This is a genomic window from Pseudomonas sp. RIT-PI-r (assembly GCF_001297015.1).
In the GTDB taxonomy this organism is placed as follows: domain Bacteria; phylum Pseudomonadota; class Gammaproteobacteria; order Pseudomonadales; family Pseudomonadaceae; genus Aquipseudomonas.
In genome coordinates this window covers 947,731-964,616 of record NZ_LIGE01000025.1, presented here as the reverse complement: position 1 = coordinate 964,616, position 16,886 = coordinate 947,731, and the positions used below count along the sequence as shown (strand labels likewise).

The following is a 16,886-nucleotide window of genomic DNA, read 5'->3' as shown; positions in this document are numbered from 1 at the left end:
CCCCAGCCCTCTCCCAGAGGGAGAGGGAGCCGATCGAGGTGTATTTAGAGGTACATCGACCTGAAAAACCGGGTTGATTATGGATTCAAAGCAGTCCTTGCCAGTTCATGCATCGGTTATGGATTCAAAGCAATCCTTGCCTATGAGTCCTGTCGATTATGGATTCACAGCAGCACTATCAGGTCGGCGGAGTTTCGCAGCATCCCCCAATCAGTCCCCTCTCCCTTTGGGAGAGGGTTAGGGTGAGGGTCTTTCAGGATCAGCCCCCGATTCAGACCGCAACGTGATACGGATTGCGCGGATCATGATTCCAGTCCAGAAACGGCTTGCCAGTCTCCATCGGCACCATCTCGATACAGTCCGCCACCGGACAAGTGATCTGGCACAAGTTACAACCCACACACTCCTCATCAATCACTTCATATTTATGCGTGCCGTCCGCCTGCTTCAGACTACCGATCGCCTGGTGTGAAGTGTCCTCGCAAGCAATGTGACAGCGCCCGCAACCAATGCACGCGTCCTGATCAATCTTGGCGATCACCTGATAGTTGATGTCGAGGTACTTCCAGTCCGTGGTGTTGCCCACCGCACGCCCGGCAAACTCGGCAATATTGGCGTAACCCTGACTGTCCATCCACCGCGACAACCCGTCCTTCATCTCCTCGACAATGCGGAAACCATGCAGCATCGCCGCCGTGCACACCTGCAAGGCGCCGCTGCCCAACGCCATGAATTCCGCCGCGTCGCGCCAACTGCCGATGCCGCCAATGCCGCAGATCGGCAAGCCCTGGGTCTGCGGATCGCGGGCAATCTCGGCGACCATGTTCAGCGCAATCGGCTTCACCGCCGAGCCGCAATAACCGCCATGCGTGCTTTTGCTGCCGACGGTGGGCAGGGCGACCATGTGTTCCAGGTCGACGCTGGTGATCGAGTTGATCGTATTGATCAGCGACACCGCATCGGCGCCGCCGCGATGCGCCGCCCGGGCCGCGACACGAATATCCGTGATGTTCGGCGTCAGTTTGACGATCACCGGCAGCGAGCAATAGGTCTTGCACCAGCGCGTGACTTGTTCGACGTACCCCGGCACCTGACCGACCGCCGCACCCATGCCACGTTCAGGCATGCCGTGCGGGCAGCCGAAGTTCAGCTCGATACCGTCAGCGCCGGTGGCTTCGACCAGCGGCAGAATGTGTTTCCACGACTCCTCTACGCACGGCACCATCAGCGACACGATCAACGCGCGATCCGGCCAGTCCTTCTTCACCTGAGTGATTTCGCGCAGGTTGATTTCCAGCGAACGGTCGGTGATCAGCTCGATGTTATTGATGCCGAGCACTTCGCGGTTATTGCCGTAATGCGCTGAGTAGCGCGAGGAGACGTTGACCGCCGCCGGATCCTCACCGAGGGTTTTCCAGACCACGCCACCCCAGCCTGCTTCAAAGGCGCGGACGACGTTGTAGGCTTTGTCAGTAGGCGGCGCGGAGGCCAGCCAGAACGGATTCGGCGCCTTGATGCCAGCGAAGACTATCGAGAGATCGGCCATTTACGCAGCCTCCACGTTGAGCATCAGTTGCGCGTTGATCGCCTCGGCGGCGAGTTTGCCGTGCTGTACGGCTTGCACGGTGAGGTCTTGATCGAGGCTGGTGCAATCGCCGCCGGCATACACGCCGGGGACGCTGGTGCGCAGGTTTTCATCGACGTAGATGCGTTCACCCTGACGCTTGAGCTCACGGGCCAATGGGTCAGCGAGGGCGCAGCCATCGAACGCCTGGCCGATGGCTTTGAAGATGGCATCAGCGGCCAGTTCGAAGGTCTCCCCGGTGGTTTGCAGGCGACCGTCGACCAGATCGGTACGAGCGAAACGCATGCCGCGCACCTGGCCCTGAGCGTCGAGCAGCACCTCTTCCGGTTGCGCCCAGGTCAGCAGGCGCACCTGGTTGGCTTTGGCGATGTCTTGCTCATGGCCGGTGGCGCCCATGTCCGCCGCGCCACGGCGATACACCAGATTCACATCACGGGCGCCGAGGCGGGCCATTTGCACAGCCATGTCGATTGCCGTGTTGCCGGCGCCGAGGACGATGCAACGTTCGGCCAGCGGCAGTTGCGTCAGATCATCGGCCTGACGCAGTTCGCGGATGTAATCGGTGGCAGCAAGCAAACCCGGCGCATCTTCGTGTGCCAGGCCGAGTTGTTTGCTGGCATTGAGGCCGAGGCCGAGGAACACCGCGTCGAACTGCTGATGCAGTTCGCTGAGGGTCAGATTCTCGCCAAGCTTCTGCCCGTGGCGGATTTCGATGCCGCCGATTTGCAGGAGGAAATCCAGTTCCTTCTGCGCGTAGTCGTCGACCAGTTTGTACTTGGCGATCCCGTATTCATTGAGGCCGCCGGCTTTTTCCCGCGCCTCGAAAATCACCACGTCATGACCGTGCATGGCGCTACGGTGCGCACAGGACAAACCGGCCGGTCCGGCACCGACCACGGCAATGCGTTTACCGCTGGCGGCGGCACGCTGGAACGGGTGCTCGGTGAAGTTTGCGTTGTCGACGGCATAGCGCTGCAGCAGGCCGATCAACACTGGCGCGCATTCGTGGGCGTTGTTGCGCACGCAGGCTTGCTGACAGAGGATTTCGGTCGGACAGACTCGTGCGCAACTGCCGCCGAGGATGTTGGCCGAAAGGATTTTCTGCGCAGCGCCGGGGACGTTGTCCTGATGGATATTGCGGATGAACGAGGGAATATCGATCTCGCTCGGGCACGCATTCACGCACGGTGCGTCGTAGCAATACAGGCAGCGCGAGGCTTCCAGATGCGCTTGCCGATCGTTGAGCGGTGGCGCCAGATCAGTGAAATGCCCGGCGAGGGCGGCCGCACTTTCGTGCGGGTGGGGGAGATGGTTCAGGGTCTCGATCACGGTTTATGGCCTCACGGTTATTTGAGGTGCTGCCTCTGATGGGCAGATCGTTCCCACGCTCTGCGTGGGAATGCCTCTAGGGACGCTCCGCGTCCAGTGACGCGGAGCGTCACGGGCTTCATTCCCACGCAGAGCGTGGGAACGATCATCTTCTGGGGATCAGCGTTTAACGGCTGTTGGCCGGTGCATCTCAGCCCGCTTGCTCAGCAAATCAAACACCGCCGGATACGCCGGCCGTTCGATATACCGCCCGGCACCGCGCTCGGCGCGCAGGTCGCCATCGGCCCAGACCACGCGGCCCTGGCTGACGGTATGGCTCGGCACGCCGCGTACGGTCTTGCCTTCGAAGATGTTGAAGTCCACCTGCTGATGGTGGGTCTTGGCGGAAATGGTGCGCGTACCCTGCGGATCCCACAGCACCAGATCGGCATCGGCGCCAACGCGAATCGCACCTTTGCGCGGATAGAGATTGAAGATTTTCGCGGTGTTGGTGGAGGTAAGCGCGACGAAATCCTGCATCGACAAACGCCCGGAGTTAACCCCCTCATCCCAAAGCACCGCCATGCGATCTTCAATGCCGGCGGTGCCGTTGGGAATCTTGCTGAAGTCATCACGGCCGGCGGCTTTTTGCTCGGCGCAGAAGCAGCAATGGTCAGTCGCGGTGGTGTGCAGATTGCCGTTTTGCAGACCGTGCCAGAGCGCTTCCTGATGACCGCGCGGGCGGAACGGCGGGCTCATCACGTAACCGGCAGCGGTCTGCCAGTCCGGGTGTTGGTAGACGCTGTCGTCGAGCAGTAAATGCCCGGCGAGGACTTCGCCATACACCGGCTGGCCTTTGCTGCGCGCATAGGTGATTTCGTCGAGGGCTTCCTTGGTCGAAACGTGCACCAGGTACAACGGCGTGCCGATGGTTTCAGCGATACGAATCGCCCGACTGGCTGCTTCACCTTCAACCTGCGACGGCCGCGACAGCGGATGCGCTTCCGGCCCGGTGATGCCCTGGGCCATCAACTTGCGTTGCAAGTGATAAACCAGCTCGCCGTTTTCCGCGTGCACGGTCGGCACTGCGCCGAGTTCCAGGCAACGTTCGAAGCTCGCCACCAGCGTGTCGTCGGCGGCCATGATCGCGTTCTTGTAGGCCATGAAGTGCTTGAAGCTGTTGATGCCGTGATGGCTGACCAGCTCGGCCATTTCCTCACGCACCTGCTCGCTCCACCAGGTGATCGCGACGTGGAAGCCATAGTCGGACGCGGATTTTTCCGCCCAGCCGCGCCACTGATGAAACGCTTCCATCAGCGACTGTTGCGGATTGGGAATCACAAAGTCGATGATCGATGTGGTGCCACCGGCCAGTCCCGCGGCCGTGCCACTATAAAAATCTTCACTGGCCACAGTGCCCATGAACGGAAGCTGCATGTGGGTGTGCGGATCGATGCCGCCGGGCATCAGGTATTGGCCACTGCCGTCGAGCACTTCGGTGCCGGCGGGAATATCCAGGTTTTCACCGATGGCTTTGATCACGCCGTCGGCGCAATAGACGTCGGCGCGATAACTTTCATCATGGGTAACAACGGTGGCGCCACGGATCAACAGAGACATTCCGAGTTCCTCGCAGGCATTGACCGACTTGTGCCGGTTCTAGATGTTTTATTGATGTACGGCGTTGCAGGGTGTATTCCTGTCAGCGCTGTCAGGAATAGAAACTAGTCGCAGATTTGCAATAGATCAAGATTATTTTTTATAAGCTTATGACTGTTTTAAGTGATTGAAAAATAAAGATAAAACCGATGAATCACCAAAATGGTGAGGCCGTTCACCATTTTGACGCACTTGACAGGATGGAAATATGAGCAAGATTTTGTATGTGAAATCAGCCGCTTGAAGTTGAGCTGCGGCTGCTCGCGCACATTGAAAATAAATGCAGTGCACCAGATTGAGTCCTGACAGTTCGAACAACTTGCCCGACGTTTAGCCTGAGCGTTCAGACAAGTTTTCGCGGACTCCCAAGGTGAATAATTAAAACTGATGAATATCAGAAAGTTGCAAAGCGTTTGCAGTACCGCCCGATGCGAAAGCGGGGCACCCGGCACGTTTATTGATGCCGCCGCTGACACCATGGCCGGTGCACGAAAGTTGTCAGTTCCTCCGGCCATCGTCCGGTTTGCACCTGCGAGTGCCAGCCGCCTGATGAGCAAAAAAATAATCAGAAGAACAGTGGAGCGGCCATGCAACAGAACAGATCGCAAGTGACCGAGCGCGACGGCTTGTTCGAACTCGAAGCCGGCAGCGATGTCCTCGACAGTCCCCGTTACAACCACGACATGGCACCGACCAAGGTGCGCGAACGAACCTGGAACAAATGGCACATCACCGCGCTGTGGGTCGGCATGTCGATCTGTGTGCCGACCTATACCCTCGGCGGCGTACTCACCGCGTACTTCGGCTTGAGCGTCGGCGAAGCGCTGCTGGCGATTCTGTTCGCCAACGTCATTGTGCTGATTCCGCTCACGCTGAACGCCTTTCCCGGGACCAAGTACGGCATTCCGTTCCCGGTGCTGCTGCGTTCATCGTTCGGCATTCTCGGCTCCAACGTGCCGTGCCTGATTCGCGCGTTGGTCGCGTGTGGCTGGTTCGGCATTCAGACGATGTTTGGCGGGTTGGCGATCCACCTGTTTCTCGGCTCGGTGTTCGAGGGCTGGAAATCCCTCGGTGGCACCGGGGAGGTGATCGGCTTCATGGTGTTCTGGGCGCTGAACCTGTGGGTGGTGATTCGCGGCGCCGAGTCGATCAAGTGGCTGGAGACGTTATCCGCGCCATTGCTGGTGGCGGTCGGCATCGGCTTGCTGGTGTGGGCGATGCCCAATGTGTCGATGACCGAACTGCTGGCGATCCCGCCAAAACGTCCGGAAGGCGCCAGTGTGGTGAGTTACTTCGCCGCCGGGTTGACCGCGATGGTGGGTTTCTGGGCGACATTGTCGCTGAACATTCCGGACTTCAGTCGTTACGCCAAGAGCCAGAAGGATCAGATCCTCGGACAGATTTTCGGCCTGCCGCTGACCATGTTTCTGTTCGCTTCGCTGGGCGTAATCATGACTGCGGCGTCGGTGAAACTGGTCGGCGTGACCGTTTCCGATCCGGTCAGTCTGATCGGCCATATCCAGAGCCCTGTGTGGGTCGCGGGGGCGATGGCATTGATCATCATCGCCACGTTGTCGACCAACACCGCCGCGAACATTGTCTCGCCGACCAACGACTTTCAGAACATCGCGCCGAAGGTGATCAACCGCACCAAAGCGGTGTTGCTGACCGGGTTGGTCGGGCTGTTGCTGATGGGCCATGAGTTGCTGAAAAAGCTTGGTTTGATTGTCTCCGATGTCAGCCTGGAAACCGTGTATTCCAATTGGCTGCTCGGGTATTCAAGCCTGCTCGGACCGATCGCCGGGATCATGGTGGTGGACTATTTCCTGATCAAGAAACAGCAACTCGATCTGGCCGGGTTGTACCGCGATGACGTCTATCCGGCGTGGAACTGGGCGGGGTTTCTTGCGTTCGGGGTGCCGGTTGTACTGACCTTGTTGTCGCTGGGCAGCGATGCGTTCAGCTGGTTCTACAGCTATGGCTGGTTCACCGGCTCGGCGCTGGGCGGGATTATTTATTACGGGTTGTGCGTGATGCGTGCGCAGCCCTCTGCCGTTAAAACAGCGGTGTAGCGAATGGCCTCATCGCGAGCAGGCTCACTCCTACATTTGGAATGCGTTCCCCTGTAGGAGTGAGCCTGCTCGCGATAGCGGTCTACCCGACACCACAGCAATATCCATAAGAAAAGCAGCCTGAGGAGATCCCCATGAACGCAGCCGTAGACGTTCTGCAATCGAGCCATCAGCACATCAACCGCGACCGCTTATGGGCGTCGCTCATGGAGTTGGCCAGACTCGGCGCCACGGTCAAGGGCGGGGTCTGTCGTCTGGCCCTGACCGATCTCGACCGCCAGGCCCGCGACCTGTTTGTGCAATGGTGCAAGGACGCCGGATGCAGCGTCACGGTCGATGAAGTCGGCAACATCTTCGCCCGTCGCCCGGGGCGCAATCCCGACCTGCCGCCAGTGATGACCGGCAGCCACATCGACACCCAACCCACCGGCGGCAAGTTCGACGGCTGCTTCGGTGTACTCGCCGGTGTCGAGGTGCTGCGTACCCTCAACGACCTCAAGGTGGAAACCGAAGCGCCACTGGAAGTGGTGGTCTGGACCAACGAAGAAGGCTCGCGCTTTGCGCCGTGCATGATGGGCTCCGGCGTGTTTGCCGAAAAATTCACCCTCGAAGAAACCCTCGCCAAGGTCGATGCCGAGGGCGTCACGGTCGGCGAAGCGCTGAACGCCATCGGCTACGCCGGTTCGCGCAAGGTCAGCGGACATAAAGTTGGCGCTTACTTCGAAGCGCACATAGAACAAGGCCCGATCCTCGAAGACGAGCAGAAAACCATCGGCGTGGTGCTCGGCGCGCTGGGGCAGAAGTGGTTCGACCTCAAGCTGCGCGGCGTCGAGGCTCATGCCGGACCAACCCCGATGCACCTGCGCAAAGATGCCTTGGTCGGCGCCTCGGTTATCGTCGGCGCCGTCAACCGCGCAGCCCTCGGCCATCAACCGCACGCCTGCGGCACGGTCGGTTGCCTGCAAGCCTATCCCGGCTCGCGCAACGTCATCCCCGGCGAAGTGCGCATGACCCTCGACTTCCGGCATCTGGAACCGGCGCGGCTGAATTCGATGATCGCCGAGGTCAAACAAGTTATTGACGCGACCTGTGAGGAACATGGACTGACTTATGAACTGACACCTACCGCCGACTTCCCGCCGCTGTACTTCGAAAAAGGCTGCGTGGAAGCGGTACGCGGCGCGGCCAAGGGCCTGGGCCTGTCGCACATGGACATCGTCAGCGGCGCCGGTCACGACGCCATTTTCCTCGCCGAACTCGGTCCGGCGGGGATGATTTTCGTACCGTGCGAAGGCGGCATCAGCCACAACGAAATCGAGAATGCCGCGCCGGATGATCTGGCGGCGGGGTGCGCGGTGTTGTTGCGGGCGATGCTGGCGGCGTCGGCGGCGGTGGCAGCCGGTAAAGCCGCCGCATAAACATCAACAGTTCGCAGCCTGCAACTGTGGGAGCGAGCAAGCTCGCTCCCACAGGGTTTTATGTGTTCGGTTAAGTGAAGTGATCAGCCGGAACGGTCGTTTTTGCTTGCGGCACTCGTGCGCCGGTCATTGCCATTCGGATTGCCGATATCCAGCAAGCGCCTCTCCACCAAGACATTCTCCAACGCCTGACGCTCGAACGGCGCCATCTGGTGTTCGCGCTTTTTCAGCTCCAGCAGAATGGGGCTGGACCAGGTGCGATAGGTCTGTTCGATCGTGCGACGCGACGTCATCAGTCTCTCCTTGATCAAGAGCCCTGGGGCTCAGTCCGATGAGGGAGTAACGTTAGTCGACAAACCCGGAAGGCGCGAATACACCGCGATCCCCTGTAGGAGTGAGCCTGCTCGCGATAGCGGTCTGTCAGCCACGTTAACTCTGACTGATACACCGCTATCGCGAGCAGGCTCACTCCTACAAGGGGTTTGTGGTGGGTTTTGATCAGTCGTCGACGTTCATCAATTGCTGCACGCCTTCCCACGCTTCGGCGCGCATGCGTTCGATGTCCAGGCCCGGAATCCCGCCGTTGTCGACGACGATCCGGCCGCCCACCAGGCTGTATTTCACCGTGATCGGTTCGCCCGCGACCACCGGCGCGACGGCGCTGTCGTGGAAGCCATAGAACCGAGGATGGTCGAGGCTGTAGACCACCAGGTCCGCCGCTTGCCCGACTTCCAGCGTGCCGACGGCGCCAAGCCCCAGCACCTGCGCGCCGCCCGCCGTGCCCCAGTGAATGACGTCTTCAGCAGTGGTCGCCGAGGCGCCTTGTTCGGCGCGGTGGATCAGCCACGCGGTGTTGGCTTCGCCGACCATGCTTCCGGATTCGTTGGAGGCGACACCGTCGACACCGAGGGAGATCGGCACGCCGGCCTCGTACATTTGTGGGATCGGCGCGACGCCGCTGCCCAGCCGGGCGTTGCTCACCGGGCAGTGGGACACGCCGGTGCCGGTCTGCGCGAGCATGCGGATTTCTCCCGGTTGCAGGTGTACGGCGTGGGCGAACCAGACGTCCGGGCCGAGCCATTCGTGTTCGGCGACGAATTCCACCGGCAGGCAGTTGTATTTTTCCCGGCAGAAATTCACGTAGTTCTGCGTTTCCGACAGGTGCGTGTGCAGGCGCAGGCCGAGTCCGCGCGCGGTATGGGCGAGTTCGCGCAGCAGGGTTGGCGGCAAGGAAAAGGTCGGCGTGGTCGGGGCGACGACCACGCGGCGCATCGCGTCTGGGGTGTCCTGGTGATACAGCGCTTTCAGCCGTTCGATATCGCCGACCATTTGTTCGAGGCTTTCTGGTTGCAGCGCAGTTTTCGAGAAGCCGGGATGCGCGCTGGCCGACTCCAGCGCGCCGCCACGGCACAGCACAAAGCGCAGGCCAAATTCATCGGCCATGTCGAACAGCAAGTCGCCGGTCTCGGTGCTGCCGTGGGCGTGGTAGAGGTAGTGGTGATCGGCGCAGGTGGTGACGCCGGACAGCAGCAACTCGACCATGCCCAGCCGTGCGGCGATCCGCGCCAGTTGTGGGGTGAAGCGGTTGAGGCGCGGGTAGGGCACGCTCGCCAGCCAGCCTTGCAGATCCTGATTCAGTCCTTCGGGCACGGCTTTGAGCAGGTTCTGGAACAGGTGATGGTGGGTGTTGATCCAGCCTGGATAGACCACGCTGTTGCGCGCGTCGATCAGCCGTTCGCCGGGTTGTGGTTCAAGGTTCGCGGCCATTTCAGCGATGCGACCATTGACCACGCGAATGTCCACGGCGCCGGCCCGCGCGCGAGGGCCGCGCAGGCCGGTCATCACCGCGACCGGGTTCTTGATCAGGATGTTCTGAAGTTGAGTCATGGGCAGCTCCAAACTAAAGGATGTGCGAGGCGGATTTGCTGGCGGTGGTTTGCGCCACGCTGACGCCATTCAGCGCGGCATTGAGCAGCACCGACACCAGGCAAGCGATAACCACGCTGCTGTGCAGGAACGGCTGCGACCACTCGGGAAGTTGCTTGAACAAGGTGGGGGCGAGCACCGGCACCAACGCGGCGGCGAGGGTGAAACCGACGATCAGCACGTTGTAGCGATTGCGCTCGTAATCGACTTTGGCGAGGGTTTGAATGCCCGCCGCCGCGACCACGCCGAACATGGCAATACCGGCACCACCGAGGGCGGCGGTCGGCATCGAGGCGATGATCGCGCCGGCCTTCGGCACCAAGGCAATCGAGCACATCAGCAAGCCGCTGACCGCGACCACCCAACGGCTGCGCACGCCGGTAAGAATCACCAGGCCGACGTTTTCCATGAAGGCGATAAACGGAAAGGCGGCGAACATGCCGGCGATGGTGCTGGCCAGACCGTTGGCGCGCAGGCCGTTGATTACTTGTTTGTCTTCCACCGGTTTTTCGACGATATCGCCGATGGCCACAAACAGCCCCATCGATTCGACCATCTGCACGACCATCACCACGACCATGGTCGCGATGGGAATCAGGCTGAAAGTCGGCAGCCCGAAATAGAACGGGTAGGGCACGGTCAGCCACGGCGCTTCTTCGACGCTGTGAAAACTGCCCATGCCCAGACCGTAGGCCAGAGCGGCACCGATCAACATGCCGACCAGCACCGCCATGTTGCGCAGCAACGGGCTGCCATAGCGGTTGACCAGCAGAATCGTCAGCAACACCACCACCGCGACGCCGAGAAACGTCGGGGCGCCGAAGTTGCTCGCATTGCGCCCGCCACCGACCCATTCATAAGCAATCGGGAACAGCTGCAAGCCGATCACCGTGACGATGCAACCGGTCACCACCGGCGGAAAAAATCGCCGCAATCGACCGACGAACGGCGCCATCAGCATGGTGAACAATCCCGCGCCGATGACCGCGCCGCAGACCCCGGCGAACCCCACTTCCGGGTTGCTGCCGATGGCGATCACAGGTCCCACGCTACTGAACGCCACGCCTTGCAGAATCGGCAGACGCACGCCGAATTTCCAGAAGCCGACGGTTTGCAGAAGGGTGGCGATGCCTGAGCAGAACAGCGTGGTGCTGATCAGCACCACCGTGTCGGCGTGGGACATTTTCAGGGCGCTGGCGACAATCAACGGCACGGCGATGGCGCCGATGTACGAGACGGCCATGTGCTGCAGGCCGAGGGTGAGCATCTGTCGCACCGGCAAAACGCGGTCGACGGGGTGCACGGTGGATGCGGTTTTCGATGGGGATGTGGCTGACGACATGGGGAAACACCTCTGGCTGTTTTTATGCGGTAGAGAGGGGTATTCGTCTGATGCCGATCAGCTCAAGAACACAGTGGAACCCTGTGGGAGCTGGCTTGCCAGCGATGGCGATTTAGCAGTCACCATTTTTATAAACTGACAGTCCGCTATCGCTGGCAAGCCAGCTCCCACAAGTTTTGTGTTGTGCAAAAAACTGGCATCAGTCATTCGTACACATGTGCCCGAAGCCGCCATCCACCGGCTCCGATGCCTTGTTTCAGCCTGCCAGGCAGGCGGCGAAGCCCTGGTTCAGCGCCGCGCGGTCCAGGTCGCGGCCGATGAACACGATCTTGCTCGAGCGGGGCTCCGTGCCCCACGCGGTCGAGGCGCGAAATTCCACCAGGCTGTGCACGCCTTGCAGCACGTAGCGCTGATCTTCGTTGGCGACCGCAAGCACGCCTTTCATGCGGTACAGGTTGTCGGCCTGGGAGGAACGCAGTTCGCTGATCCAGCGGTGGAACGCCATCAGGTTGACCGCGCCGTCCACGGCGATGCCCACCGATGACACGCTTGGGTCGTGTTGGTGGTCCTGCTCTTCAGTAGAGTGCTCAGCGTGATGCTCATGGTCGTGATGATCGTGATCGTGCTGATCCGCGCCGATTTCCATCAGCTTCTGCGTGCATTCAAACGCGCCGATGCCGAGGATTTTCGTCAGGTCGATTTGCGCATGGGTCGAGGTCACCAGATCCGCCGTGGCGTTCAAGCCACGGATTTTGCCGCGCAGGGTTTCAACTTCTGCAGGGCTGACCAGATCGACCTTGTTGATGACGATCCGGTCGGCGCAGACAATCTGATCCACCGCCTGATTGTCGACGCCATCGAGTTGCAGATCCTCCAGATGCTGAGCGATGTGTTTGGCGTCGACCATGGTTACGATCGCGTCGAGTTCGACTTCTTCGGCGATCGGGTCATTGATGAAGAAGCTCTGTGCCACCGGATACGGATCGGCCAGGCCACTGGTTTCGATGAGGATGTGATCGAGGCGCACCGGCCGCGCCACCAGTTCGCGGACGATGCGCACCAGGTCCTCACGAACCTCGGCAGTGCAGCACACGCAGCCGTTGACCATCTCGTAGATTTCTTCGGTCTCGGAGCTGAGGACGAGGTCGCCGTCGATACCGACTTCGCCGAACTCATTTTCGATCACGGCGATCTTGCGGCCGTGGTTTTCCTTGAGGATGTAATTGAGCAGGGTGGTTTTACCCGCGCCGAGGAAGCCGGTGAGGATGGTCACGGGGATTTTCGTGTTGCGGGTTGGGGCGTTGAATGGGGTGTTCATGGTGAGGCTCCTTTGATTGACCGGTGCACACTGAATTCGGGTGGTGCTGCTTTTCTGTAGGCCTTCGCCTGCTCGCGATAGCGGTGTATCAACTGAGATTTACTTCACTGACACTCCGCTATCGCGAGCAGGCGAAGGCCTACAGGGAACTATGTGTTCTTGATCTCTCCAGCGGGTGGCGACGCCGGCATCGAGGCCGAACAGGTCGAGCACGCGGCCGAGGCTGTGGTCGACCATTTGCCCGAGGCTTTCCGGGCGGGCGTAGAACGCCGGTACCGGCGGGGCGATGATCCCGCCCATCTCGGTGACGGCGGTCATGTTGCGCAGGTGCGCGAGGGTCAGCGGCGTTTCGCGGGCCATCAGCACCAGGGTGCGGCGCTCCTTGAGCGTGACGTCGGCGGCGCGGCCGATCAGCCCTGATGAGGTGCCGGTGGCAATCTCTGCCAATGTGCGCATCGAACACGGCGCCACCACCATGCCGAGGCAGCGAAACGATCCGCTGGCGATCCCGGCGGCGACGTCATCGGCGCGGTGGTAGTGGCTGGCCAGCGCGGTGACGTCGGCGAGTTTGTAGTCGGTTTCGTGGGCCATGGTCAGCAGCGCCGCGCGGCTGATGATCAGGTGGCTTTCGATGTCCAGCTCGGCGAGCAATTGCAAAAGGCGTACGCCATAGATGAAGCCGGACGCACCGCTGATGCCGACCACCAGCCGTTGCCGGTTCACGAATCAAGCCCTTTGAGCAAAACCCGGGCGCGCTCCAGTACATCCTGATCGAGCTGCGCCTTGATCCCGTCAAAGCCTGAACCGCGAGTGGCATCCAGGCCCATCCGCGAAGTCGTGCCGTTGACCGAGGACGATGGATCCAGCGGACTCCCGGGCAAACCGTCAATGGTGAAAATATCCAGGTGCGGCTGAAAGTGCGTGGCCAGTGCCCACAACACCTGGCTGTCATCGCTGATGTCGATATCGCTGTCCACCGCGATCACGGTTTTCAGATACGGATCCCAGCCGAGCAAGGCCAGCATGATCTGCCGCGCCTCGCCGTCACGGCTCTGATCCAGCGCCACATAGCAGTGAAAATGCGTGCCGGAATTCGGGTAATGCACGGCGGTGACGGCGGGGAAACGCGCCTTGAGTTTTTCGCTCATCTCGGCTTCGCGGGGCAGGCGGGCGAGGGTCAAATGTTCGGCGTAGCGGCCGCCCATCACGTCAACCAGCCAGGCATCTTTGCGCTTTAACAGGGTGTCAACGCGTAGCACATTGTTGGTCGAGCGATCCGAGGAATAACCGCTGAACTCGCCGAACGGACCTTCTTCGGCGTAGGCCGCCGGGTCGATGGCGCCCTCTAAAACAAACTCCGCGTACGCCGGTACACCGATGCCGTAGCGTGGGGTTTTCACCAATTCCAGCGGCGCCCCGAACAAGCCGCCAGCGACGGCGCGTTCATCGCTGCCATACGGCAGGCGTGCAGCAGCGGCGAGCATGAATAACGGATGCGCACCGACCACCATGGCCACGCGCAATTCTTCGCCACGTTCGCGGGCGGTCTGCAGCATCCGCCACAGGTGACCGCGTGAATGCAGGCTGGTGGCGAGGGCCTGACGGGCGTGGCGCATCGAGCGGTGGTAGCTCATGTTGGCGATGCCGGTCAGCGGGTCTTCGGCAACGATGATCGCGTTGGTGATGTACGGACCGCGATCACTGTCGAAATGCTTGAGCATCGGCAGCAGCGCGAGATCCAGCGCTTCACCTTCGAATACCTCATCGAGGATCGGGCCGCTTTCCACATAACGTGGGGCGATGGGCTGGTTGGCGCGGGTCTGGAAGGTTTCGTGCAGTTGCGCCGGAGTGACGCCAAACAACCGGGCGATGCGGGTGCGAGAGGCGAACAGATTGGTCGCCACCGGCACGCCGAGGTTGCCAACGTTTTCGCAGATCAGTAGCGGATCGCGGCCCTGAGCGGCGAGGGCGTCGACCAGGGCGGTGACGTCCTGGTCGGCGGAAATCGGTTGGGTGACGGTCAGCACATCGTCCGGGTACTCACGGCGATAGGCGTCGATGAACACGTGAAAGTCCTGAGAATCGCCGAGCGTCGAACGGGTCATGGTGTCACCTCGTAAAAAGCAGGCACGCAGGGGTGAGAGGCGTTCGCGCGGCCAGCCGTTGGCCTGCCGGGCGAGCGAAACGCCGGGTCATCTTCGTGCCTGTAAAGTCGCTGTGTGCTCTGTGTTGAACACCGCTCCCCTGTAGGAGTGAGCCTGCTCGCGATAGCGGTGTGTCAGTCACTATCACCGCTAGATGACACACCGCTATCGCGAGCAGGCTCACTCCTACAATGAGATTGGCGTTAGCTAGAGATAAGTGGTGGTCAGGCGAATGTCGGCCTCGGCCAGATCTTTGGGTGGTGGTGTCGGTTCGATCCCGCACAACCGGGCGATGTTATTGCCCAGGTAATCCTCGAGATGATCCTCATCAATCCCCAAACCCTGCGGTGCCGGTGAGCACAACACCTCAAGTTCCCTCAGCCACATCCCCGGCTCATTCGGCGGCGAATCGGTGCCGAACACGATCTTGTTGCGCGGCAGTTCCTTGGCGAACTCGACGATCCTCGACTGGAAACACCAGCCCGATTCGCAGTACACGTTCGGCGTATCCATCGCCATCCAGAACGCTTCGAACGAGTAGTTGCCGCCGGTCTGGATACCGAAGTGGCCGATGATGAAATTGACCATCGGGAACTCGCGGATGATCGGGTAGAACATCGTCGGAATCGTGTACGGACCGTCGCCGGTGTGGATCAGCACAACAATGTTGTACTTGGCGCAGACCTTCATCGCCGGACGCAGCCAGTCGAGTGCGCGATCCGGGCGATAGCCGTGCATGTTGGCGTGCAGCTTGAGCATCTTGAAGCCGTATTCCTTGATGTGGAATTCCAGTTCCGCCGCACCGTTTTCCGGTCCCCAGCGCGGGTTGAAGTTGAAGTTGCCGATGAAGCGGTCCGGGTACTTCACACAGAGTTCGGCGATGTACGACATGTAGTCGCGCACGCCCTCGCGGCCGCGGCGGTTGCCGTCGCGATAGCCGGTGTTGCCTGGTGGCGGCTGGATGAAACCCATGTCGATGCGGCGTGGTTTGCCGTTGATCATGTACGGGCCGTCCATCAGCTTGAGCATGCGCTCGCCGGTGAATGGTTCGCCAGTGTGGCGCCAGGCCTCGTCGACCAGGTTGGTGGGGTGCAGATGGGTGTCGATGATCATCGGTTCAGCTCCTGGCCAATTGAGTGGTGACGGGACGCTTGAGTTGCGCCTCTGCTTCGGAAACGGAACGCGGTGGCGGGGTCGGTTCGAGGCCGATCATCCGCGCGGTGTTGTTGCCCAGGTAGTCTTCGAGGGTGTCCTCGTCGAGGTTCAAGCCTTGTGGCGGCTCGTGACAGAGCACTTCGAGCAGGCGCAACCACATGCCCGGTTCGTTCGGCGGCGTGTCGGTGCCGAAAAGGATTTTGTGCGTCGGCAGAACCTTGGCGAATTCGACGATCCGCGATTGCAGGCACCAGCCGGATTCGCAGTAGACGTTGGGCAACTCCATCGCCCATTGCATCGGTTCGAACACGTAGACGCCGCCGGTCTGCACGCCGAAGTGGGCCATGATGAAATTGACGTTGGGGAATTCCTTGATCATCGGCACCCATTCCGACGGGATGCTGTAAGGCCCGTCGCCGGTGTGCAGCTTGACCGGAATGCCCAGCTCGGCGCATTTCTCGAAGCATGGGCGCACCCAGTCGAGTGCGCGGTCAGGACGGTAGGCATGCATGTTGGCCTGCATCTGCACCATGCCGAAACCGTGTTCCTTGACGTAGCGCTCGATTGCCTCGACGCCGTTTTCCACACCGCAGCGCGGGTTGTAGACGAAGCAGCCGATGAAGCGGTCCGGGTAGGTCTGGACCATTTTCAGGGTGTAGGCCATGTAGGCGTCGATGGATTCACGGCCGGTCAGGTCGCCGTCGGTCCAGGTGTAAATCGTGTTGCCTTGCGGTGGCTGGATGAAGGCTTTGTCGATACGGCGCGGCTTGCCGTTGACCATGTACGGGCCATCCATCATCTCCAGCAGACGCTCGCCGGTGAACGGGTCACCGTCATGCCTCCAGGCGAGGTCCACGAGATCCGTGGGATAGCAGCTGATATCGATGATCATTGCAGTCGATCTCCTGATAGCGGGGAAGGGAGCCTTGCGGCTCTCGGCATCCACGTCCCGGGCAATC

General features: G+C 60.8%; 13 protein-coding genes. 2 read left to right on the top strand and 11 right to left on the bottom strand.

Annotation, left to right across the window (positions count from 1 at the left end):
* Positions 1–271 precede the first annotated feature (271 nt).
* From preA to hydA, 3 genes are all read right to left on the bottom strand, one after another.
* A complete protein-coding gene (gene preA, locus AK821_RS15985; protein ID WP_064390566.1) occupies positions 272–1,546 on the bottom strand; it encodes an NAD-dependent dihydropyrimidine dehydrogenase subunit PreA in 1,275 nt (424 codons plus the stop codon).
* The gene (locus AK821_RS15980) at positions 1,547–2,914 is read right to left on the bottom strand and encodes an NAD(P)-dependent oxidoreductase (RefSeq protein WP_064390565.1); all 1,368 of its coding nucleotides are present in this window, start codon (positions 2,912–2,914) and stop codon (positions 1,547–1,549) included.
* A 159-nt stretch (positions 2,915–3,073) separates the two neighbouring features.
* Positions 3,074–4,513, bottom strand: coding sequence for a dihydropyrimidinase (gene hydA, locus AK821_RS15975; protein ID WP_064390564.1), 1,440 nt, complete (start codon positions 4,511–4,513; stop codon positions 3,074–3,076).
* A gap of 626 nt (positions 4,514–5,139) precedes the next feature.
* Here hydA and AK821_RS15970 point away from each other — a divergent pair.
* On the top strand, positions 5,140–6,624 hold the full coding sequence (locus tag AK821_RS15970; protein WP_064390563.1) for an NCS1 family nucleobase:cation symporter-1: 1,485 nt from the start codon (positions 5,140–5,142) through the stop codon (positions 6,622–6,624).
* Between the two features lie 134 nt (positions 6,625–6,758).
* On the top strand, positions 6,759–8,042 hold the full coding sequence (locus tag AK821_RS15965; RefSeq protein ID WP_064390562.1) for a Zn-dependent hydrolase: 1,284 nt from the start codon (positions 6,759–6,761) through the stop codon (positions 8,040–8,042).
* An 83-nt stretch (positions 8,043–8,125) separates the two neighbouring features.
* Here the strand turns inward: AK821_RS15965 and AK821_RS15960 are convergent, their stop codons facing one another.
* The 8 genes from AK821_RS15960 to AK821_RS15925 all read right to left on the bottom strand — a co-directional run bounded on the left by AK821_RS15960 (position 8,126) and on the right by AK821_RS15925 (position 16,819).
* Positions 8,126–8,335, bottom strand: a complete 210-nt coding sequence (locus AK821_RS15960) for a hypothetical protein (RefSeq protein WP_064390561.1) — start codon at positions 8,333–8,335, stop codon at positions 8,126–8,128.
* A gap of 205 nt (positions 8,336–8,540) precedes the next feature.
* A complete protein-coding gene (locus AK821_RS15955) occupies positions 8,541–9,929 on the bottom strand; it encodes an amidohydrolase family protein (RefSeq protein ID WP_064390560.1) in 1,389 nt (462 codons plus the stop codon).
* A gap of 13 nt (positions 9,930–9,942) precedes the next feature.
* Positions 9,943–11,310, bottom strand: a complete 1,368-nt coding sequence (locus tag AK821_RS15950; protein ID WP_064390559.1) for a nucleobase:cation symporter-2 family protein — start codon at positions 11,308–11,310, stop codon at positions 9,943–9,945.
* 256 nt (positions 11,311–11,566) lie between these two features.
* On the bottom strand, positions 11,567–12,628 hold the full coding sequence (locus AK821_RS15945; RefSeq protein ID WP_064390558.1) for a CobW family GTP-binding protein: 1,062 nt from the start codon (positions 12,626–12,628) through the stop codon (positions 11,567–11,569).
* Positions 12,629–12,727: 99 nt separating this feature from the next.
* The gene (locus tag AK821_RS15940; RefSeq protein ID WP_064390557.1) at positions 12,728–13,351 is read right to left on the bottom strand and encodes a UbiX family flavin prenyltransferase; all 624 of its coding nucleotides are present in this window, start codon (positions 13,349–13,351) and stop codon (positions 12,728–12,730) included.
* On the bottom strand, positions 13,348–14,733 hold the full coding sequence (locus tag AK821_RS15935; RefSeq protein WP_064390556.1) for a UbiD family decarboxylase: 1,386 nt from the start codon (positions 14,731–14,733) through the stop codon (positions 13,348–13,350). Before AK821_RS15935 ends, AK821_RS15940 begins: the two co-directional genes overlap by 4 nt.
* A gap of 246 nt (positions 14,734–14,979) precedes the next feature.
* Positions 14,980–15,885 carry an amidohydrolase family protein gene (locus AK821_RS15930; RefSeq protein WP_064390555.1) on the bottom strand — a complete coding sequence of 302 codons (906 nt, stop codon included), beginning with the start codon at positions 15,883–15,885 and terminating at the stop codon, positions 14,980–14,982.
* Positions 15,886–15,889: 4 nt separating this feature from the next.
* Positions 15,890–16,819, bottom strand: a complete 930-nt coding sequence (locus AK821_RS15925) for an amidohydrolase family protein (RefSeq protein WP_008081962.1) — start codon at positions 16,817–16,819, stop codon at positions 15,890–15,892.
* Positions 16,820–16,886: the final 67 nt, after the last annotated feature.